The sequence below is a fragment of the Micromonospora sp. NPDC049102 genome (assembly GCF_043197485.1).
In the GTDB taxonomy this organism is placed as follows: Bacteria; Actinomycetota; Actinomycetes; order Mycobacteriales; family Micromonosporaceae; genus Micromonospora.
The window spans coordinates 68,143-87,871 of record NZ_JBICTE010000031.1 but is presented as its reverse complement, the minus strand read 5'-3'; the positions used below and the strand labels follow the sequence as shown (position 1 = coordinate 87,871).

General features: G+C 71.1%; 21 protein-coding genes and 1 pseudogene. 11 read left to right on the top strand and 11 right to left on the bottom strand.

What is annotated here, in order from left to right; all coding sequences use genetic code 11:
• Positions 1 to 327: 327 nt before the first annotated feature.
• Complete coding sequence (locus ACGFH9_RS25055; RefSeq protein WP_393223581.1) at positions 328 to 768, top strand: VOC family protein; 441 nt, start codon at positions 328 to 330, stop codon at positions 766 to 768.
• Positions 769 to 907: 139 nt separating this feature from the next.
• On the opposite strand, the gene ACGFH9_RS25050 is transcribed toward ACGFH9_RS25055, so the two are convergent.
• Positions 908 to 4,234 carry a GH92 family glycosyl hydrolase gene (locus ACGFH9_RS25050; protein WP_393223578.1) on the bottom strand — a complete coding sequence of 1,109 codons (3,327 nt, stop codon included), beginning with the start codon at positions 4,232 to 4,234 and terminating at the stop codon, positions 908 to 910.
• Positions 4,235 to 4,479: 245 nt separating this feature from the next.
• Here ACGFH9_RS25050 and ACGFH9_RS25045 point away from each other — a divergent pair, with 245 nt between their 5' ends.
• A complete protein-coding gene (locus ACGFH9_RS25045; RefSeq protein WP_393223575.1) occupies positions 4,480 to 4,920 on the top strand; it encodes a GNAT family N-acetyltransferase in 441 nt (146 codons plus the stop codon).
• Here ACGFH9_RS25045 and ACGFH9_RS25040 read toward each other — a convergent pair.
• The gene (locus ACGFH9_RS25040; RefSeq protein ID WP_393223572.1) at positions 4,886 to 5,821 is read right to left on the bottom strand and encodes an NAD(P)H-binding protein; all 936 of its coding nucleotides are present in this window, start codon (positions 5,819 to 5,821) and stop codon (positions 4,886 to 4,888) included. The genes ACGFH9_RS25045 and ACGFH9_RS25040 overlap by 35 nt on opposite strands.
• A gap of 92 nt (positions 5,822 to 5,913) precedes the next feature.
• On the opposite strand from ACGFH9_RS25040, the gene ACGFH9_RS25035 reads away from it, so the two are divergent.
• The 3 genes from ACGFH9_RS25035 (at position 5,914) to ACGFH9_RS25025 (ending at position 7,006) form a co-directional block, all read left to right on the top strand.
• Positions 5,914 to 6,342: a VOC family protein gene (locus tag ACGFH9_RS25035; protein ID WP_393223569.1), complete on the top strand. Its 429-nt coding sequence runs from the start codon at positions 5,914 to 5,916 to the stop codon at positions 6,340 to 6,342.
• A gap of 103 nt (positions 6,343 to 6,445) precedes the next feature.
• Positions 6,446 to 6,721, top strand: a complete 276-nt coding sequence (locus tag ACGFH9_RS25030) for a hypothetical protein (RefSeq protein WP_393223566.1) — start codon at positions 6,446 to 6,448, stop codon at positions 6,719 to 6,721.
• A gap of 117 nt (positions 6,722 to 6,838) precedes the next feature.
• Positions 6,839 to 7,006 carry a hypothetical protein gene (locus tag ACGFH9_RS25025; protein WP_393223563.1) on the top strand — a complete coding sequence of 56 codons (168 nt, stop codon included), beginning with the start codon at positions 6,839 to 6,841 and terminating at the stop codon, positions 7,004 to 7,006.
• 89 nt (positions 7,007 to 7,095) lie between these two features.
• Here ACGFH9_RS25025 and ACGFH9_RS25020 read toward each other — a convergent pair whose 3' ends face one another.
• From ACGFH9_RS25020 to ACGFH9_RS25010, 3 genes are all read right to left on the bottom strand, one after another.
• Positions 7,096 to 9,927, bottom strand: coding sequence for a PQQ-dependent sugar dehydrogenase (locus tag ACGFH9_RS25020; RefSeq protein WP_393223560.1), 2,832 nt, complete (start codon positions 9,925 to 9,927; stop codon positions 7,096 to 7,098).
• 88 nt (positions 9,928 to 10,015) lie between these two features.
• Entirely contained in the window at positions 10,016 to 11,281 is a 1,266-nt protein-coding gene (locus ACGFH9_RS25015) for a ThuA domain-containing protein (protein WP_393223557.1), read from the bottom strand.
• A 330-nt stretch (positions 11,282 to 11,611) separates the two neighbouring features.
• Positions 11,612 to 12,355, bottom strand: a complete 744-nt coding sequence (locus ACGFH9_RS25010) for an SAM-dependent methyltransferase (RefSeq protein ID WP_393223554.1) — start codon at positions 12,353 to 12,355, stop codon at positions 11,612 to 11,614.
• Between the two features lie 105 nt (positions 12,356 to 12,460).
• Between ACGFH9_RS25010 and ACGFH9_RS25005 the strand changes: the two genes are divergently transcribed.
• Positions 12,461 to 12,661, top strand: coding sequence for a hypothetical protein (locus ACGFH9_RS25005; protein WP_393223552.1), 201 nt, complete (start codon positions 12,461 to 12,463; stop codon positions 12,659 to 12,661).
• Here ACGFH9_RS25005 and ACGFH9_RS25000 read toward each other — a convergent pair.
• Entirely contained in the window at positions 12,658 to 13,158 is a 501-nt protein-coding gene (locus tag ACGFH9_RS25000; protein ID WP_393223549.1) for an SRPBCC family protein, read from the bottom strand. The genes ACGFH9_RS25005 and ACGFH9_RS25000 overlap by 4 nt on opposite strands.
• Positions 13,155 to 13,517 carry an ArsR/SmtB family transcription factor gene (locus tag ACGFH9_RS24995; RefSeq protein WP_393223546.1) on the bottom strand — a complete coding sequence of 121 codons (363 nt, stop codon included), beginning with the start codon at positions 13,515 to 13,517 and terminating at the stop codon, positions 13,155 to 13,157. Before ACGFH9_RS24995 ends, ACGFH9_RS25000 begins: the two co-directional genes overlap by 4 nt.
• A 90-nt stretch (positions 13,518 to 13,607) precedes the next feature.
• Here ACGFH9_RS24995 and ACGFH9_RS24990 point away from each other — a divergent pair, with 90 nt between their 5' ends.
• Entirely contained in the window at positions 13,608 to 14,708 is a 1,101-nt protein-coding gene (locus ACGFH9_RS24990) for an ionic transporter y4hA (RefSeq protein WP_355233476.1), read from the top strand.
• 34 nt (positions 14,709 to 14,742) lie between these two features.
• On the opposite strand, the pseudogene ACGFH9_RS24985 reads toward ACGFH9_RS24990, so the two are convergent.
• The 3 genes and pseudogenes from ACGFH9_RS24985 to ACGFH9_RS24975 all read right to left on the bottom strand — a co-directional run bounded on the left by ACGFH9_RS24985 (position 14,743) and on the right by ACGFH9_RS24975 (position 16,886).
• Positions 14,743 to 15,902: pseudogene (locus ACGFH9_RS24985) on the bottom strand (RNA polymerase sigma factor).
• Between the two features lie 3 nt (positions 15,903 to 15,905).
• On the bottom strand, positions 15,906 to 16,298 hold the full coding sequence (locus tag ACGFH9_RS24980; protein ID WP_393223542.1) for a YciI family protein: 393 nt from the start codon (positions 16,296 to 16,298) through the stop codon (positions 15,906 to 15,908).
• Positions 16,299 to 16,520: 222 nt separating this feature from the next.
• Positions 16,521 to 16,886, bottom strand: a complete 366-nt coding sequence (locus ACGFH9_RS24975; RefSeq protein ID WP_355621479.1) for a hypothetical protein — start codon at positions 16,884 to 16,886, stop codon at positions 16,521 to 16,523.
• A gap of 345 nt (positions 16,887 to 17,231) precedes the next feature.
• Between ACGFH9_RS24975 and ACGFH9_RS24970 the strand changes: the two genes are divergently transcribed.
• Positions 17,232 to 17,444 (top strand): hypothetical protein, encoded by a 213-nt coding sequence (locus ACGFH9_RS24970; protein WP_393223539.1) that lies wholly within the window; start codon positions 17,232 to 17,234, stop codon positions 17,442 to 17,444.
• Between the two features lie 95 nt (positions 17,445 to 17,539).
• A complete protein-coding gene (locus ACGFH9_RS24965) occupies positions 17,540 to 18,280 on the top strand; it encodes a neutral zinc metallopeptidase (RefSeq protein ID WP_393223537.1) in 741 nt (246 codons plus the stop codon).
• A gap of 68 nt (positions 18,281 to 18,348) precedes the next feature.
• On the opposite strand, the gene ACGFH9_RS24960 is transcribed toward ACGFH9_RS24965, so the two are convergent.
• Positions 18,349 to 18,735: a hypothetical protein gene (locus ACGFH9_RS24960; protein WP_393223534.1), complete on the bottom strand. Its 387-nt coding sequence runs from the start codon at positions 18,733 to 18,735 to the stop codon at positions 18,349 to 18,351.
• A 4-nt stretch (positions 18,736 to 18,739) separates the two neighbouring features.
• Here ACGFH9_RS24960 and ACGFH9_RS24955 point away from each other — a divergent pair, with 4 nt between their 5' ends.
• Both ACGFH9_RS24955 and ACGFH9_RS24950 read left to right on the top strand, forming a co-directional pair.
• Positions 18,740 to 18,898 carry a hypothetical protein gene (locus ACGFH9_RS24955; RefSeq protein ID WP_393223531.1) on the top strand — a complete coding sequence of 53 codons (159 nt, stop codon included), beginning with the start codon at positions 18,740 to 18,742 and terminating at the stop codon, positions 18,896 to 18,898.
• A 141-nt stretch (positions 18,899 to 19,039) separates the two neighbouring features.
• Complete coding sequence (locus tag ACGFH9_RS24950) at positions 19,040 to 19,696, top strand: HAD family hydrolase (RefSeq protein ID WP_393223586.1); 657 nt, start codon at positions 19,040 to 19,042, stop codon at positions 19,694 to 19,696.
• Positions 19,697 to 19,729 lie beyond the last annotated feature (33 nt).

Here is a 19,729-nt window from a genome sequence, read left to right as displayed (position 1 = left end):
TCAGGGCAAACAAGTCACCCAGCCCGTCTTCCCACGACTCAACCAACCCAACGCTAACCACAATGAACCAACGAGCCGCATCCACCCGAAGTTGCGAACCACCGTTGCAGTACTAGGGCCTTCGCAGCGGGCAACCGCCCAGGCAGCTGACCGATCGACCTGACCACTTCTCCGATCACTTCGGCGGTGACGACGTTCAGCATCCGTAGCCGGGCAGTGCCGGATCGGGCCCGTCCAGCTGAGGCCGCGCCCCGCGAGGAGGCGCGTGAACTTGGGTGCCACCATGACGCGGTCACTGCGACCGCGCCCAGAGCAGGGGGAACCAACATGGCGATCCGGCGGATGGACAACGTCCTCATCGTTGTCGAGGACCTTGACGCGGTCATCGCGTTCTTCGTCGAGCTCGGCATGGAGTTGGAGGGCAGAGGACCGGTCGAGGGCCGGTGGGTTGAGCGTGTCATCGGCGTCGAGGACGTGCGGCAGGAGGTCGCCATGCTGCGGACCCCGGACGGCCAGGGCAAGGTCGAGCTGGCGATGTTCCATGCGCCCAAGGCCGTTCGCCACGAGCCGGAGGACGCCCCGGCGAACACCCTCGGCATTCGTCGGGTCATGTTCGCCGTCGACGACGTCGAGGACACGATCGCCCGGCTGCGCCGCCACGGGGCGGAGCTGGTCGGCGAGGTGCAGCGGTTCGAGGACATCTTCCTGCTCTGCTACGTCCGCGGCCCCGAGGGCATCATCGTCGGGCTCGCCGAGGAGTTGCGCTGAGTGCTGACGTGCGGCCGCCGCTGTCGGTCGGGAGCCGGCAGCGCCCGAAGCCGGCTGCGCCCGAAGCCGGCGCAATGTCGGTGAGGGCCTGCTCCGCCTCGCGGCAGAGCAGGCCCTCATGTCGTCCGTCCGGCCAGGGTCAGGCCGTCGCCACCCCGAAGAGGTGGATGACGCCGCCCTCGGCGGTGGTGGGCAGCGTCAGGCTCGCGAGCTGCTTGCCCGGCTGCAGGTCGATCGGGGTCGTGGCGAAGACGTACGTCGCCACCGGGTCGACCCCCGTGCCCAACACGTCGCGGTACGTGGTGTGCACTGCCGTCACGTTGCCGAACGACGGCTGATCGGACCCGCCGCCCAGCGTCCAGTCGCTGAAGCCGATCGTCGCCTGCTGCGTGGTGCCGTCGGTGTACGTCAGCGTCACCGTGCCGGTCGTGGGACCGAACGCGGCGCTGCCCAGCAGGCTCAGCGTGGTGTCACCCTCGGCCGCCTGGACGCTGAGCACCTGACCGCCGCCGCCGACCAGGATGTTGTCCGGGTCGCCGGGGGCCACGTTCGGCCAGGTGAAGTCGAACCCGTTGGCCGACACGGTGGACCCCGGCTTCACCCCGGCAGCTTCGAGCGCCTTGGCGGAGTAGCTCCAGCCTCCGGTGTCGAAGTTGGCCTGCGGATTGGTGTCGTCGGCCGAGATGCCGTTGTTGTTGAGGTTCCACAGCACGCTGTCCCGGACGGCCACCGTCACGGGGATCGTCACGGTGGGCAGGGGCGTACCGGAGGTGGTGGCGGCGGTCACCGTCACGGCGTAGGCGCCGGGCTTGAGGTCGGCCTGCGCGGAGACGGTCAGCTCCTCGCTGCCCAACCCGTCGCCGGTCAGCGTGAACTTACCCTGTGCGGGCGTGACGGTCAGTCCGGCGGGTGCGCTGACCTTCCAGCGCGCGGGGGCGGGCGTGTCGGTCAGCGCCTGGATCTTGTAGGTCGCCGCCGAGGTGCTGCCCGGCTCCACCTTCAGGGTCTGCGGGCTCGCGCCGGTCAGGTACGGCCGGCGACCGTCGCCGTAGGAGGGCGGGGCGTCGGCGGGTGAGCTGCCCCACGACGTGTTCGGCTTGCCGCCCAGTACGAAGCTGACGGTGCCGCCCTTGTTGACGAGGGTGTCGGGGACCCAGCTCCGGTTCGACTTCTTGCCGTTGACCTTGACCGACTGGATGTACCTGTTCTGGGCCGAGGCGTCCGGAGCGTCGATCGTGATCTTTCGGCCGTGGCCGGACTCGATCACCGCGCGCCGGAAGAGCGGCGCGGTGAGCACCAGGTCGGCCCGGCTCGGGTTCTGCGGGTACATGCCCAGTGCGGAGAAGACGTACCACGACGACATGGTGCCGGCGTCGTCGTTGCCTGGGATGCCGCCGGGGGTGTTGCCCCAGAGCTGGTCCATCACCGCGCGGACCGTCTCCTGGGTCTTGTAGGGCGCGCCGAAGTAGTTGTAGAGGTACGGGGCGTTCATGTCCGGTTCGTTGGTGGGGTCGTACCGGGTGAGGTCGCGGGCGGAGAAGTCGTAGGTGCCGGCCGGGGTGCGGAAGAAGGCGTCGAGGCGCTGCTCGGCCGCCTTGTTACCGCCCATGGCGCGGGCCAGGCCGGCGACGTCGGAATAGACCATCCAGGTGTAGCGGGCACTGCTGCCCTCGACGAACCCGTTCTCGGTCGCCGGGTGGAAGGTGCGCTCCGCCCAGGTGCCGTCCGCCTTGCGGGAGCGCGGGTAGCCGCCCTGCGCGGTGGCGGTCAGGTCGAAGACGTTGCTCCAGGTGCCGGACCGCTTGCGGAAGGCACGCTGGTTCGCCTGGTCGCCGACCTGTCCGGCGAGTTCGGCGAGCGCGGAGTCGGCGACGGCGTCCTCCATCGTCTCGGCCGCGCCGCCCCAGCAGGAGCAGCCATCGGCCGGGACGTAACCCAGCTCCAGGTACTTGTCGAGGGCGGGACGCTGACCGACGCAGGCCACGTTGCAACCGGCGCTGTCGGAGTCGTTGGCGTTCGGCACCGTCGCTGCGGTGATCAGCGAACGAAGAGCACCCTTGACGTCGAAGCTCCGCCCGCCGAAGGCGTAGATGCCGGCGACCGCCGGGGCGGACGGGTCGCCGGACATGACGCTCGTCTTGCCGTGCTGGAGCAGCCAGCGGTCCCACTCCCCGCCACGCTGGGTGGCGTAGTTGAACAACGACTGCGCATAGTCGCTGCCTGCCTTCGGGTTGACCAGCGTCATCAGCTGCACCTGGGCGCGGTACTGGTCCCAGCCGGAGAAGGTGCCGTACTGCGCGTCCTGGCCCTTGGCCAGCCGGTGCGGCTTGTCGTCGGCGCCGAGGTAACGGCCGTCCACATCGCTCGTGAGGGTGGGTTCGAGCATGGAGTGGTACAGCGCCGTGTAGAAGGTGCTGAGCTGGTCGTCGGTGCCTCCACCGACCTTGATCGTGCTTAGCTCACGCCGCCAGGCCGCCGTGGCCTCGGACCGAACGGCGTCGAAGCTCTTCTTCGGCGGGTTCTCCGCCCGCAGGTTGGCTTCGGCGTTCTCCAGGCTGAGGTAGGAGATGGCGACCTTCACGCCGACGGTCGTGGTGCCCTTGGCGAAGGTGACGTAGGCGCCCGATCCCTTGCCGGGCGCGGGGCTGCCCCCGCCGAGGCCGGTGCCTCCGGAGGCCGTCGTGGCGTCCGGCGTGAGGGTGCCGTCCTGCCACGTGCCGACCCGGGCGATCGGCTGGTCGAAGTGGGCGGTGAAGTGCAGCGTGTACAGCGCCTTGCGGTTGTTGTCGCTCTGCGGGCCGCAGAAGTTGCCGGCGGTGACCGAACCGGTGACGGTCCGGGCCGAGGAGTCCACCCGTACGGTGGCGTCGGCGCTGCCGGTCTCCGAGTTGGAGGTGCGGAACAGCATGCTGGCGGGCTGGTTGTCCGGGAAGCCGAAGCGGCCCGAGCCGGTGCGGGGGGTGGTGGTCAACTCGGCCGACGCGCCACTGTCGAGGCCCACCCGGTAGTACCCGGCCCGCGCGGTCTCGTTCGTGTGGGAGAAGCGGCTCGCGTACGTCGCGTCGGAGGTGTCGACCGATGGCGAGGAGTCGACGTCCCCCACGTACGGCATGATCGGGATGTCGCCGGCGCCTCCGTTGCAGCCGACCCCGTTGAGGTGGGTCAGGCTGAAGCCGCGGATGCGGTTCGCGCCGTACTCGTAGCCACCGGGCGCGGGGGTGGAGACCTGCTTACCGGTGCTGGTCTGTGGGCTCCAGGCCAGCATGCCGAACGGGCGGACCGCTCCGGGGTAGGTGTTGCCGAGGTTCGTGGACCCGATCAGCGGGTTGACGTACGCGGCGGGGTCGGTGACCAGGTGCGGAGCGGGTGCGGCCGAGGCGGGGGTGCCCGCGGAGACCGCCGTCAGCGCCGCCACGGCCACGGCGGTGGCGGCGGCGAGGGTTCGGCGTCTGGCGGTGTACGCCATGCGCGCCGTCGTGTCTGACACAGTGTTGGCCCTTCGGTTGGCATCGTGTGCGTAAAGCTCGATGGGGCGACCCGTCACGCTTCCTCTCTCCATACCGGAGCCGCACACGGTTGTGACAACGTTGTCTAATTCGCGCTGATGCTTCTCTTCCCGCACAGGGCTGTCAAGATCCTGATCACGATCGGTCGTGGAGGGGACGTGACGCGCGGACAGCGACCGTCCATCGTCGCGGTTACGCTCGCGGCATGTTCCGTGCGGCCCGGCCCGACGACTTCGCGCAGATCATCCACCTCTACCGACAGTTGAACCCGGACGATCCGGTGCTGGACGACGGCACCGACCGGGCGGCCTTCACGCAGATCCTCGGCACACCCGGGCTACGGCTGTTCGTCCTCGACCTGGACGGGGTCGTCGTCGCCACCACGTACCTCAACGTGATCCCCAACCTCAGCCGGTCGGCCTCGCCGTACGCCGTCATCGAGAACGTCGTCGTCGAGCAGTCGCGGCGCGGTACCGGTCTGGGTCGGCAGATCATGGCTGCCACGCTCCAGGCCGCCTGGGACGCGGGCTGCTACAAGGCGATGCTGATGACGGGCTCGCGGAACCCGGCGACACACGCGTTCTACCGTGCCTGCGGGTTCTCCACCGACGTCAAGACGGCGTACCTGGCGCGTCCACCCCGCTAGGGAAGGTCTCGCGCAGCGCGGCGTCCAGCGCGCGGCCGGTCGTCGGCTCGATGAACAACTCGGCGAGCAGGAGATCGGCGAGGTAGGTGGGGTTGATGCCAGACTCCTTGCGACCCAGCGCCTGGGACGCACCGCCGAGTCGCAGGGCCGTCCGCGCCGCGCCGGACGGCAGCCGGCCGACCCGGCGGCGGCGGCCGACCGCCTCGGCGATGCGCGCGAGCATGTCGTGCCAGGTGAGGTTCTCGTCGGCGACCGGGATGTCCGCGCCGCTGGCCTGCTCCAGGGCGTCGGCCGCGACCTCGGCCACGCTGCGCGCCGAGGCTACGGCGCTTCCGCCGGTCGGCGCCACCAAAGGGGTACGCGAGCGCGCCCACCGGTCCAGCGGACCGGCCCAGTTCGGCAGCCGGTCGCCCACCCGACCGAAGACGAAAGGCAGTTCGAGTACGGCAACCGGCAGACCGGGACCGGCGGCGGCACGCCCCTCGCTGGCCTGCTCCAGGCGGCAGCGGATGTACGTGTGCCGCTCACCGAGCCGCCACTGCGGATGCAGCCGGTCGAAGTACGTGTAGTACGAACCCATGATCACCCCGCGGGTGAGGCCCTCCGCGCGGGCGGCGGTGAACAGGCGCACCACCGGATCGACGTTCTCGTGGCGGAACTGCGGGTAGATCGGCTTGGGCAGCGGCCGCTGCTCGTCGGTACGGGTGGCGTACACGACGCCGTCGTGACCGGCGAGCAACGACCGTAGGTCGTCGGTCGAGGCGGACCCGACGTCGAGCAGGGAGTCGACCCCCTGCTGGGCGGTACGCGCCACCGAGGTCGTGGCGTGCCCGCGCTCCCGCAGCACCTCCACGACGTGCGCGCCGATCAACCCACTGCCACCCACCACGAGAATCCGCACGCTGAATCGTCCACTGCGAAGCGGGGTGCGTGTCAAGTGTGGATGCGACGGCGCCGGGGCGCGACCAGAATGGCGTCCGGAGGTGATCGAGGATGATCGACAAGGAGAGCGTTCCCCGGCTGACGTCGGTGGTGCTCGACGGCACCGACGCGCGAGAGTTGGCGGAATTCTACCGGCAGCTCATGGGCTTCGTCTACCGGCCCGGAGACGAGCCGCCCGCGGACGGCCGACCCGACGAGCGCGGTCGTGACTGGCTGGTGCTCAGGTCCCCGGACGGTGGCCCGCAGATCGCGTTCCAGCAGGTCGACGACCTGCCCGAGGCGACGTGGCCGAAGAACGACGTGCCCCAACAGCTGCACCTGGACCTGACCGTCGGATCCGTCGACGAGCTGCTGGTGCAGCACGAGCGCGTGCTACGCCTCGGCGGCCAGCTGCGCTTCGACCGCATCGAGGACCCCGAGGAGCCGCTGCGCGTGTACGCCGACCCGGCGGGCCATCCGTTCTGCATCATGGTGGGATAGCGGCAACGACGCCGTCCGTACCCGTACCCGGCACGCGTGCGACAGTGGCGCGGACCACCGTCGAGAACGAGGACGAGGATGCCGGGAACCGCGCGCCTTCTGGTTGGACGAGCAGCTCGACCGCGAGCACGGCACCGACGGGCACGGCCGCTACGAGGCCGAGGTGCTCCGCCGGATCGACGAGTTCGCCGAGACCTGGGGTGACGTCGCGCCGGTCGCGTTCGCCGCGACGGCCTGGCGGGTCGCCAGCGAGCTGTCGCCGGGCTTCTTCCGGTGGCACCGGCGCATCCTCTCGGCGACCTGCGAACGCAGTCCGTGGGACGGTGGCATGGCCTGTGCGGTCACCGTGGCCTCCCGCTGGCCTGCGGAGCTGACCTGAAGCAAGCAGTGGCAGCGGGACCGCGGACGGCAGGACCGGCCGCGGCTGTTCGGCCAGTTCACCACACCCACCGAGCAGGACCGGACGCGCCGTCCGCATCTTCGCGCGCTGCTCCAGGTGGAGGCGCCGCTGCCGCTCGACGGCCTGCCGCCGACACCCGACGGTCCCGACGACCACGTCGCCGCCGCGGCACGTCGGGCGGTCGTGGTGCTGGCCCGGGAACTCGACGACCTGCTGGCGCCGGTGATCGGGCAACTCGACAGCGGAGTCCCCGCCGACTCCTGACGGCGGGGACTCCGCTCGACGCGACGCGTCGGCAGTCGATGGTGCGGTGGGCCCGGCCCGGTCACCGATCGGGCCGGGCCCACCACGTGTCAGCCGGTGGTCAGGTAGAACTTCTCCCAGGCCCCGGCGGACGTGCGGTTGGCGATCAGAGACCCGGCCCCGGAGTTCTCCGCGCACACGAACTGGTTGTTGATCGTGGCACGCAGACTGACCGTCCCGTCCGAGTTGTTGACGATCTGGAAGGTCTGCGCCGCCCCGATCGACGTGCCGCTGGCGACCAACGGTGCGGTAGTGCTCGTGGCCGAGACATAGAGCCCGTTGGAGCGCGACTTCAGGGCGATGTTGCCGTTGCCGGCGTCCACCCGGTCGAACTGCTCGGTGCTGCCGACGCTGGCCTTGTTGGCGATCAACGCGGTGCTGCCGACCGCCGACACGTACTGGTTGTTCACCTGCGCCCGCAGGGTGGTCACCGGCGTGCTGCCACCGGTGCCGGTGGCGAAGGTGAACGCGTCGACGTCGAACAGGTAGCCGGACCCGCCCTTGAAGACCAGGTACAGCGTGGTCGACGCGCTGGGCGGGTTGCTGATCGTGCCGGACACCTCGGTGAAGGTCTCCCAGTTGCCGGTCACCGGCACCGTGACGGTGCCCAGCAGGGTGCCAGTTGCCGAACCGGCCCGCACCTCGATCGTGCCGCCGGCCCCGGCCGACGACGCCCGCACGGTGATGCGGTTGGCGTTCGACAGGTTGTACGGCTGGTACGAGATCCAGTCGTTGTTCTCGATGAACCCGGCGGTGCGGCCGCCTTCGGCGCTGGTGTGGTCGGTGGCCTGGACACCCGACTGGCCGCCGAAGTGCTCACCCTGGCGGTGCTTCGGTTGCAGGGTCCTGATGCTGTGCGTGGTCAGCCCGCCGTTGTCGGTGTAGGCAGCGTCGAAGACCCCGTAGATGTTGGCCGCGGAGTCGTGCTCACCGTCGGTCGGGACGGTGATCGACCCGCTGCACCCGTTCTTCGAGGTGATCTGGTGGGCGTGACTGTCGTGGCCCAGTGCGTACGTCAGGCTCACCTTGGAACAGTCGATGGTGCCGTCCTGCGGGTCGCTCACGCTGATCTGGTACGAGACGGTGTCACCGAAGTTGAACAGTTGCCCGTCGGCGGGCGAGGTCAGTGTCACCGTCGGTGCCGTGTTGCCCACGGTGATGACCAGGCTCGCCGTGCCGGACAGGCCGGTCGGGTCGGTGACCTTCAACGTGGGGGAGTACGTGCCGTTCGTGGTGTACGTCTTGGTGGGGTTCGCCGCCGTCGACGTGGTGCCGTCCCCGAACGTCCACAGGTAGCTCAGCGCCCCACCCTCGGGGTCGGAGCTGCCGGCCGACGAGAAGTTCACCGTCAACGGGTTGGCACCCGACGTCGGGTTCGCCGAGGCGACCGCGATCGGGTTGCGGTTGCCGCCGCCGATGTACTCGATGCGGAACAGCGCCTGGTTGTTCGAGCCGGTTCCGTAGTCCAGCACGTACAGCGCGCCGTCCGGGCCGAAGGCCATGTCCATGACCTGCGTGCCGCTCCACGGGAAGCTGGAGATCTCCCCGCGGGAGCCGTCGGAGTTGATGGCGATGGGCTTGATCCAGCGGCGGCCGTACTCACCGGCGAAGAACTGGCCGTTCAGCGACTGCGGGAACTTGACGCTGGAGTTGAGCGAGGCGTCGTACCGGTACACCGGCCCGGCCATGGGCGACTCGGAGCCGCTGCCGAACTCCGACGGTGAGCCGGAGTCGCCGGCGTACTTGATCCAGGCCGGCTTCGCCGCGGGCAGCGTGCCCAACCCGGTGTTGCGGAACGAGTTGTTGGTCGGCCCGCCCGTGCAGTTGTACTTCGACTGCGACGGCCCGGAGGGGAAGGTGTATTCATTGTATGTTTCGGTGCTCGTGTTGCTGCCGGTGCAGTACGGCCAGCCGAAGTTGCCCGGCGCGGTGATCCGGTTGAACTCCACCTGACCCGACGGACCCCGGCTCGAGTTGGTGCTTCCCGCGTCCGGCCCGTAGTCGCCGACGTAGACGACGCCGGTCGCCTTGTCGACGCTCATCCGGAACGGGTTGCGCATACCCATCGCGTAGATCTCGGGACGGGTGTTGGCCGTGCCGGGCGCGAACAGGTTGCCCGACGGGATGGTGTACGTCCCGTCCGACTGCGGCTTGATCCGCAGCACCTTGCCCCGCAGGTCGTTCGTGTTGCCGGCCGAGCGCTGGGCGTCGAACTGCGGGTTGCGGTCGGTCCGCTCGTCCAGCGGCGCATAGCCGGACGACTCGAACGGGTTCGTGTCGTCGCCGGTGGTCAGGTACAGGTTGCCGGCGGCGTCGAAGTCCAGGTCACCGCCGACGTGACAGCACTGCCCGCGGTCGTTGGCGACCTGGAGCACGATCTTCTCGCTGCTCAGGTTGACCGTGTCGTCGCTGTTCAGGGTGAACCGGGACAGCCGCAGGTGCCCCTTCCACCGGTCCCAGTCGGACTGCGAGCCGGTGGTGGGGGCGTCCCCGGACGGGGTGCTCAACGTGGGCGAGTAGTACAGGTAGATCCACCGGTTGGAGGCGAAGTTGGGGTCGACGGCGACGCCCTGCAACCCCTCCTCGTCGTGCGTGTAGACGGACAGGGTGCCGGAGACCTTCGTGTTGCCGGCCACGTCGGTGACCCGCAGGACACCGTTGCGGGCGGTGTGCAGCACCGAACGGTTGGGCAGAACGGCCAGGGACATGGCCTCGCCCAGCTCGGAGGAGCCGGTGGCGAGTTTGACCTGCTGGTAGTCACTGGCGGGGATCACCACCGCCTGCGCGGCGGTGGAGGGTGCGGCCACGGCCAGGGTCACACTCGCGACGGTGGTGACCGCCGCGATGAGTGCCCGTGACCAGCGCCGGGGGTTCGAGAGCATTGATCGTCCTTCCTCGACGACCAGGGCCGGGGCGTGCTGGGGCGCACCACGGCCAGGTGAGGGTGGTGGGGAGCGAGCCGCGGCGCGGTCAGTTGGTGACGAGGGTGAACTTCTCCCACTGACCGATGGAGGTCCGGTTGGCGATCAGCGGGGAGGAACCCCCGTTGTCAGCGGCCACGTACCGGCTGTTCACGGTGGCCCGCAGGCTGACCGTGCCGTCGGAGTTGCGGATCAGCTGGAACGTCTCCCATGCCCCGGCGCTGGCCCGGTTGGCGATCAGCGCGGCAGCCCCGGCGTTCTCCGCCGCGACGAACTGCCCGTTGCTCTTGGCGCGCAGCGCGACGTTGCCGTTGGCGAGGTTGACCAGTTCGAACCGCTCGCTGGTCCCGGCAGTGCTCTTGTTGGCGATCAGCGGGGTGGAGGCGTTGGCGGCGCTGACGTACTGGTTGTTGGCGAGGGCACGCAGGGTGGAACCGGTGGCGGCGGGCGGCGGGGTCGTCGGCGGGGCGGTGGTCGGCGGCGGGGTCGTCGGCGGGGCCGTCGTCGGCGGGGCGGTGGTCGGCGGCGGGGTGGTCGGCGTGGTCCCCGGCGAGCAGTTCGCGCTCACCGAACCCGCGGCGACCTGCAGGCCACCGAGCAGCATCCGGGTGAAGTTCGGGTCGGTGTACGACGCCTCGGTGTGCCCGAGACCCGTGTACCAGGCACGCCCGGCGCCGACCGTCTTGCACCAGGTGATCGGGTGGTCGCCGTTCATGTTGCCGCCGCTGTAGGACGACTCGTCGAGGCTGGCGAGGACATGTGCGCTGGAGCGGGGGTTGGTGCGGTAGTTGTACCACTCGTCGGAGCGGACCCAGGTGGCGCCGAGGTGCGCGGTCGACGGGTTGCTGCGGTCCTCGATCTTCACGGTCGCGGTCTGGATCGCCGGGTGCGAGTCGAACCACGCGCCGACCAGTTGCCCGTACCACGGCCAGCTGTACTCGGTGTCGGCCGCGGCGTGCACGCCGACGTAGCCGCCGCCGGCGGTGATGTACGACTCGAACGCGGTCTGCTGGCTGGAGTTGAGGACGTCGCCGGTCGTCGACATGAAGACCACCGCCTGGTACTGGGCCAGGTTCGAGGTGGTGAACTGGGCGGCGTCCTCGGTCGCGGTCACGCTGAAGCCGTTAGCAGCGCCGAGCTGCTGGATGGCGGCGATGCCGTTGGGGATGGCCGAGTGGCGGAAGCCGGCGGTCTTGCTGAACACCAGGACCTTGGTCAGCGGTGCCGCCGAGGCGGTGGTCGGCAGTGCGACCAGACCGGCCATCATCACGGCCAGGCCGGTGACGAGGGCCAGTAAACGGGGACGGGAACGCATGGTGATGCTCCTTAGCTGAGCGTCGACCCCGCGCGGCGCGCGTGGGCGCGCCCGAGGCCATGGTGGCGGTGATGCGGAAGCCGGGCCGCCGATGCTCGGCTGAGGTGATGTGGAGCGGTGGTGATGGCGCGGTGCGCCAGTCGACACTCCCCGTTCGACCAGTGTGGACGGACGGACGGCATCGACCGACGTCGCTGACGCAGTAAACCTCTGATGTCTACGCGCCGTCAAGCCCGCCCGCTGTGGCCTGGCACGGCGTCACGGCCGGCGGCGGCGGGCGGGACCCGAGGTCGACGGTGTGTCCGTCGTCCGGCGTCCGGCGCGCGGGCGTCAGCGACCGAGGACCAGGTACGCGAGGCCGAGGACGCCACGGTAGCCGCCCACGTACTCGCGCAGCCGATCGTCGAGCTCGGCGCGGACCTTGGCCGCGCGAGGATCCTCGGGGTACGTCAGCAGCCACTCCTGCCGGCCCGCGAGCCAGGTGGACTCGAAGTCGTCCCACTCCCGTTGGTCGGCGGTGCTCAGGTGCAGCAGCCGCCAGCCCCGCTCACGGGCGGCCTCGACGAGGCTCGCGAGGTCGGTCACGTCCGCACCGAAGATCTCCGCGACCTCCGCGGTTGGGTCGCGCTGCCAGTAACCCTCGCCGAGCAGCAACCGCCCACCGGGACGGACCACGGTGGCGAGGGCGTCGAGGGCCGCTCCGGTGCCCCCGAAGGCGTGCGCCGAGCCGATGCACAGAACCCGGTCGGCGGGCTCCTGCCAGGCGGCGGCCTCGCCCATCACGAAGGCGACGTGCCGGTTCAGCGACTTCTCGGCGGCGAGCCTGCGCCCCCGGGCGAGGACCGCCTCGTCGGTGTCGACGCCCACGCCCCTCGTCGCGACCGGGCCGGCGACGCCACCGGCGGCGACAGCGCGCAGCAGCAGCTCACCCCACCCGCAGCCCAGGTCGAGCACGCGCGCGCCGGGCCGTACGTCGAGTCGCCGCAGCAGCAGGGCCGCGTGCTCCTCCGACAGGGGCGTGTTCCAGCGCATCCGCGCGTAACGGCTGGCGGCGAGGTGGTCGGTGGATTGCATCGGTCCAGGGTGTCAAGTCGTGATCATCGGCGCACACCGGGTCCGGTGCGTCGGCGTCGTCGGCAAGCGGGGACGGGCGTCGGCGCGTACGGCAGGATCGGTGCAATGGACGCGGAGGTGTCACCGCCCTGGCGGCCGCCGACCCGGCAGGAGGTCGCGGCGGCGGCCGGGCTGGGACCGCAGCCGCAGCGGCTGGGACCCGCCCGGGTCTGGGTACTGCCCAACCCGAGCGGCCTGAACGCGCACTTCCCGCTGCCGGCGTTGACGGCCGAGTTCGCCCGACTACGCCGCGAGGTCGGACCCTAGGCCTGTTCGGCCAGAGCCTCGTAGTAGGACCGCATCGCGGGGTGGTACTCGTCGAACTCCGGCCGGGTCGTGCCGTCCCGGGAGGCGACGAGCATGTCCAGGTAGTACTCCCAGCCGGCGCCCACCTCGGCGACGCCGTCGAGGCTGCCCAGGTGCTGGGTGAACCGCAGTTCGGTGACGCCGGCGCTCTCGGTCAGCGCGAACTCCAGCAGCCAGGTGCCCGAGCCGTCGACCATCGACACGCTCAGGCGTCGCTGTGGCTCGCACTCCTCGACGCGGACGTCGCACCAGGGCTGCTGCTCCTCGTACGCCATCTGGACCCGGATGGTCCGGCCGGGCCCGGCGTCGCCCTCCCACGGGCCGAACCAGCGGGCCGTGCGCTCCGACTCGGTCAGGCTCGCCCACACGTCGGCGGCCGAGGCGCGGAACGTGCGGGTGAGGACGAGGTCGTGGCCGGTGGCGGTGGGGAACAGGCGGCCAACGGGGGTACGGGTCATGCGGTGTGCTCCGTTCGGTGCGCGGCCGGGCCGCGGTTGCGGCGTTCCCGGCGGGTTCGATGGACCTCGGTCTCCAACGCGTCGAGGCGCTGCTCCCACCGGTCGGGTGCGACGAGCTCGCCGAGCCAGTCGACAAGCGGGGCGAGCGGGCCCGGATCGAGCCGGTAGATCCTCGTGCGGCCGACCAGCTCGTCGCGGACCAGGCCGCTCTCGCGCAGCACCCGCAGGTGTCGGCTGATCGCCGGGCGGCTGATGGCGAACCGTCCGGCGATTTCGCCCGCGGCCAGCGGCGCGTCGCGCAGCATGCTCAGGATGCGCCGCCGGACCGGGTCCGCGAGCGCAGCGGCCACCTCGTCCACCCCGAAAGCGTAACCCATGAGTTACGGGTTTCCCGGTAGGGGTGCGTCGATGGTGGGCACATGATCACGTGACCTGGCACTCTTGACGGCATGCCAGCCCAGCTTCGATCCCGCCTGCTCGACTGGACCGTCTCCGTACCCGTGCTCGCGGTGCTGGTGTTGCTCGTGACATGGGGGCGAGAACTTCCCGGCCCCGTCGTCGTGGTGGTCGCCGCGCTGCTGGGCGGCGCGGTGCTCGCGGCCGTGCACCACGCCGAGGTGGTCGCCCACCGGGTCGGGGAGCCGTACGGCTCGCTGGTGCTCGCCGTCGCGGTCACCGTCATCGAGGTGGCCCTCATCGTCACGCTGATGATCAGCGGCCCGGAGAAGACACAGTCGCTGGCCCGCGACACCGTCTTCGCCGCCGTCATGATCACCTGTAACGGCATCCTCGGACTGTCCCTGCTGCTCGGGGCGCTACGCCGACGTGTGGCCGTGTTCAACCCCGAGGGCACCGGCGGGGCCCTGGCGACCGTGATCACCCTGGCCACGCTGAGCCTCGTCATCCCGACCTTCACCACGGCCCGCCCCGGCCCGGAGTTCAGCCCGGCCCAGCTCACCTTCGCCGCCGTCGCCTCGCTGGCGCTGTACGGGCTGTTCGTGCTGGTGCAGACCGGCCGGCACCGCGACTACTTCCTGCCGGTCGACAGCCGGGGTCGGGTGATCGACGCGGAGGAGCACGCCAAGCCGCCCACCACCCGCGCGGCGCTGGTCAGCCTGGGACTGCTGCTGGTGGCGCTGGTCGCGGTGGTCGGCGACGCCAAGACCGTCTCACCGACGATCGAGGCCGGCGTGGCGGCCGCGAACCTGCCGCACGCGTTCGTCGGCGTGATCATCGCGCTGCTGGTGCTGCTGCCGGAGACCCTCGCCGCCGCCCGCGCCGCCCGCCGCGACCGCGTGCAGATCAGCCTCAACCTCGCCCTCGGCTCGGCGATGGCCAGCATCGGTCTGACCATCCCGGCCATCGCCATCGCCTCGATCTGGCTGGACGGCCCGCTGCTGCTCGGCCTCGGCGGCACCCAGCTCGCGCTGCTGGCCCTCACCGCCGTGACGGCGGTGCTGACCGTCGTGCCGGGCCGGGCCAACGTGCTCCAGGGCGGCGTGCACCTGGTGCTGCTGGCCGCGTTCGTCTTCCTGGCCGCCAGCCCCTGACGCACCGCCGCAGCCTGGTCGGTGCCCGCGTCGCTCAGCCGGCGGTCGGGTCGTCCGCCAGGGCGTCCGCGCGGGCGTTGAGGTAGCCCTGCTGTGCCAGGTTCGGTGAGCGTGCCGCCGCCATCCGGTACGCCTCGCGCGCCGCGACACGCTCGCCGGTCAGCTCCCACAGGTGGGCGCGGGCGGCCGGCAGTCGCGGATCGTCGGCCAACCGGGCGTCCTCGTCCAGGTCGGCGAGCAGCGCCAGGCCGGCCGGCGCGCCCCGGCTCATCGCCACCGCCACGGCGTGGTTGAGCGCCACGACCGGATTGTCGGACAGCCCCAGCAGCACCTCGTACAGGGCGGTGATCTGCGCCCAGTCGGTGGCCGCCGCGCTCGGCGCCTCGTCGTGCACGGCCGCGATGGCCGCCTGGAGCGGGTACGGCCCGACCGCCCCCCGTGGTAGCGCCTCGCTGACCAGCTCCACGCCCTCGGCGATCTGGTCGGCCCGCCACCGGCTGCGGTCCTGCTCGGCCATCGGCACCAACTCGCCGTGCGGACCGATCCGCGCCGGCGCGCGGGCATCGGTGAGCAGCATCAACGCGAGCAGCCCCGCGACCTCGGGGTCGTCGGGCAGCAGCCGGCGTACCACGCGCGTCAGCCGGATCGCCTCGGCGGCCAGGTCGGCGCGCAACAACCCCGGTCCGGCGGTACGCGCGTACCCCTCGGTGAAGACCAGGTAGAGCACGTGCAGCACGGCGGCGACCCGATCGGCGCGTTCCGCCCCGGTGGGCGGCGCGAACCGGAGGCCGCTGTCCCGAATCCGCTGCTCGCCCCGGCTGATTCGCCGCGTCATGGTCGCCTCCGGCACCAGGAACGCGCGGGCCACCTCGGCGGTGGTCAACCCGCCCACCGCGCGCAGCGTCAACGCGATCTGCGACGCGGGGGTGAGCGCCGGATGGCAGCGCAGGAACAGCGGGATGAGCGTGTCGTCGGCGTCCGCCGGCGGTCGGTCGGCGGGCGGGACGCGACGGTGATCAGCCAAGCCCGAGGATTGTCCGGTACGCCGTCACGCGGCCACCCGTCCGCCGCCGCGACCAGCGCCTCCTGCACCGCGTCCTCGGCCGTGTCGAAGTGCCCGAAGCGGCGTACCAGCGCGCCGAGGACCTGCGGCGCCAACTCGCGCAGCAGGCCCTCGGCGGGTGTCTCCGGCACGCCTCAGCCGTCCAGGTCCTCGACGCCGTTCAGCACCGGCCGCACGTCCACGTACGCGCCCGGGGTGTGCGGGTCGACCAGGCCGGCGGCGATCTCGGTGGACCGGTCGAAGCTGGCGCACTCCACGATCGTGTAGCCCGCCAGCACCTCCTGCGTCTCCGCGTACGGGCCGTCGGTCACCACGGGCGCCCCGCCCCGCACCTGCACGCGCCGGGCGTGCACGGGCTCGCTCAGGCCCCGCGCGTCGACGAGTTCCCCGGACTCGGCGAGCGCCTGGTGGAACGTCTCCATGTGCTGGTGCATGGCCGCGACCTGTTCGGCCGACATGGCCGGCCGGTCGGAGGGCCGCCCCGACAAGGCGTCATAGTCCTGCTGCGACCCGTAAAGCATGATCATGTATCTCATGGTGGCCTTCCTGTTCCCGGTGCCGCCCCGGCACCGCTCACCAGAAACGTCGAACCCCACCCGTCCCCACCCCCACCCCGCCCCGTCCCCACCCCGTTGATCATGAAGTTATCGCCATCGATGTCGGCGTGTCGGCGTGTCGGCGTGTCGGCGCAACAACTTCATGATCAACGGAAGCGGGTGGGGTGGGGGTGGGGTGGGGTGGGGTGGGGGTTATTGGCCGTAGGAGAGGCGGAGGCGGTTGTTGATCAGGTAGTTGAGGCGGTGGCGGAGGTAGCCGAGGGTGCTCTCGCTGGGCGGGTCCGCGTCGGGGGTGGTCAGAGTCCAACGCACCGCACAGTCACCGCCGGGCAGCCCGGGCGAGATGTCGAAACGGATCTCGTCCAGTGGCCGGTGCGGCCACAGCGACGACCACACCAGCAGCACCGGCGCGTAACCCGTCACCACCCGTGGCGGTACCTCGTCGTCGCGCAACTCCAGCCAGGGGCGACTTCCGGCCTCGTACGGGTCACGGAGCGACCGCCACACGACCTGCGCCGGGGCAGGCTGGCTCCGTTGACGGCTGCCCAGCACGTGCACGTCGCCCCTCCTGACCGGGCGGTCGCGTCCGCCCCCGGGCCATTGTGGCGGCCCCGCACCACGGCGCGCGCGAACCGCCCGGCCCGCGCCACGCGCCGCGCCAACAACCCCGGCCGGCACCACGCCACGAGAACCTGTGCGTGACCCGTCCGGGCCGGTCAGGCGTGAATCCTGCTGCGAGCCGTAGAGCAGAATCAGGTACTTCGCGGATCTCTTCTCCTGCCTCCGGCGCCGGCCCGGCACCGCTCACCAGAGACGTCGACGCCGGCCAGCCGTTCCGGCCACCCGTGGTGGCGACATCAGGGTCCGCCGACCGGGTGGTGCGCCGAGGCTACCGTCGGACGCATGACGACAGTGTGGGTAGTGGTGGGTGCCTTCGCCCTGCTTCTGGTCGGATCGTTCGGCTACGTCGCCCGGCGGGACCGGCGCCGGCTCGGCTCCGGCGACGACGGCGCCGCCGTACGCGACGCTCGCTCCGCCCAGGAGCGGTACGCCGCCGAGCGGCACGCCGCGCAGGGCGACACCTGGCTGCGTGGCCGCGACGGCGCCGCCGGCTGAACCGTCCCGACGCTGCGGCCGTGTGGACTGTGGGGGATGGTGACCCGTTCCTCGGGGTACTGCAACACGATCGGGCACCTGGGGAGGGTGATGTGATGGCACGCTCGGGTCGCCCGCGCGGGCCACTGGCCGCCGCGCTGGTGGCGTTGGTGGTGGCCGTCGGCTGCGCTGTCGGCGGGGTCCCGGACAGTGGGCCACGGGAACCCGCGCCGGAGACGTCCCGCTCGGTCAGGACCGGAGCGCCGACCGCTCGCGCCGACCGCACGACGAACGCCGACAGCTTCCAGGACGACATCAGCGTCGCCGTCGAGAAGGCCGACCTCTACTGGCGTTCCCAGTTCGACGCGTCCGGGCGGTCGTTCCGGCCGATCAGCCGGATCGTGCCGTACCGCCGCGACGGGGAGGTGGCCTGCGGCGGCCAGGGACTGCCGCGCAACAACGCCGTCTACTGCTCCCAGGGAGACTTCATCGCCTACGACCTGACCTGGTCGGTGGGCGCCTACCAGCAGGTCGGCGACGCGTTCGTCTACTACCTGCTCGGCCACGAGTACGCCCACGGCATCCAGGTCAGGCTGGGCATCCGCTACAACTTCACCATCCAGCAGGAGTTGCAGGCCGACTGCATGGCCGGCGCGTACCTGGGTGACTCGATCCGCAGCCAGCAGCTGCGGCTCGAGCAGGGTGACCTCGACGAGTTCCGGGAGGGCCTGCTCGCGGTCGGTGACGACCCGAGCCAGCCCTGGTTCGCCGAGGGCGCGCACGGCACCGCCGAGCAGCGGACCGACTCGTTCTTCCGCGGCTACGAGAAGTCGCTGTCGGCCTGCGGCCTGGACTGAACCGGGGGAAGACGGGCCGACCTGCGCCGCGTCTTCCCCCGGATCTGCTGCCCCGAGGGGCGGGCCCGCTACGGGTAGGTGTTGCGCCAGGTGCCGCAGCTGTCGTCGCCGAGGTCGTCCTCGCACACCCGGATGCTGTCGGCGTACCCGTTCAGGACGCCCTTGCCGCAACCCTCGGCGGAGCCGTTGCCGTCGCCGACCTTGCCGTACGTGCCACCACCGGACCACTTGACCTGTACGTAGACGCCGTTGCCGTCCTGCTCCTTGTCACAGGCGTAGACCGTGACCTGGCCGCCGTTGGGATTGTTCTTGAACAGGGTGCCGTAGTCGTCGCCCTGGTAGGCGATCATGTTGGCTGCCTGCACGGCCATGGCCGCCGTCGGGCTGCCGATCGTGACCGCGACGCCGAGCGCCAGAGCGCCAAGGCCGGCACCGATTCTTCGTGCCACCGTCATGGTGTTGGATTCCTTCCCCCGTCGAAAGTGGAGCGTCGATCTTATCGACGATGCGCCGGCCGACATCGACGAGGGTGAGCCGGGGACCGGTTCCGACCTGTGCCGCGCGGCGCTGCCACGGCCCCTTGCGGTGACGTCGTCGCAACTGACCGTTATCGATTAGGTGGCGGCGGTCCGGTGCCGGCTGGCGGGACGCTCCGGCACCGTGGCGTACCCGACGACCACCAGGGCCGCCCCCGGCTGGCAGGATCAGGGCAGTCGCCGCACCCTGGAGGATCCGCTGAGTAGCCATTACCCCGCCGCCGTGCTCTTCGACATGGACGGCACGCTCGTCGACAGCGAGAAGCTGTGGGACGTCGCGTTGCAGGAGCTGGCCCGCGAGTACGGCGGGGAACTGTCCGCCGACGCACGCCGGGCGATCATCGGTACCGCCATGGCCGAGTCGATGCGCATCCTGCACGACGACCTGGGGCAGCCCGAACGCGATCCGGACAGCAGTGCGGCGTGGATCAACGCACGGATCCTGGAGCTGTTCCGCACCGGTCTGCCCTGGCAACCGGGAGCGTTCGAGCTGGTGCACGCGGTCCGCGCGGCGGGAATCCCCACCGCGCTGGTCACCTCCAGCCCTCGGGCGCTGGTCGAGATCGCCCTGGACACCCTCGGTCGGGACAACTTCGACGTGGTCGTCGCCGGCGACGAGGTGGTCGCTGCCAAGCCGCACCCGGAGCCGTACCTGACCGCCGCACGGCACCTCGGTGCCCCGATCGAGCGGTGTGTGGCGATCGAGGACTCACCGACCGGGGTGGCCAGCGCGCTCGCCTCCGGCGCGGCCGTGCTGGCCGTACCCGCCGAGGTGCCGCTGCCCCCCATCGCCGGCGTACACCAGGTGCCGAGCCTGACCGGCGTGGACCCGGAGGCGCTCGCGGCGCTGCTGACCGACCGGGCCGCGGCGACCGGCTGACGCGGTCGACGCCACCGGCCGAGGAAGCGCGCG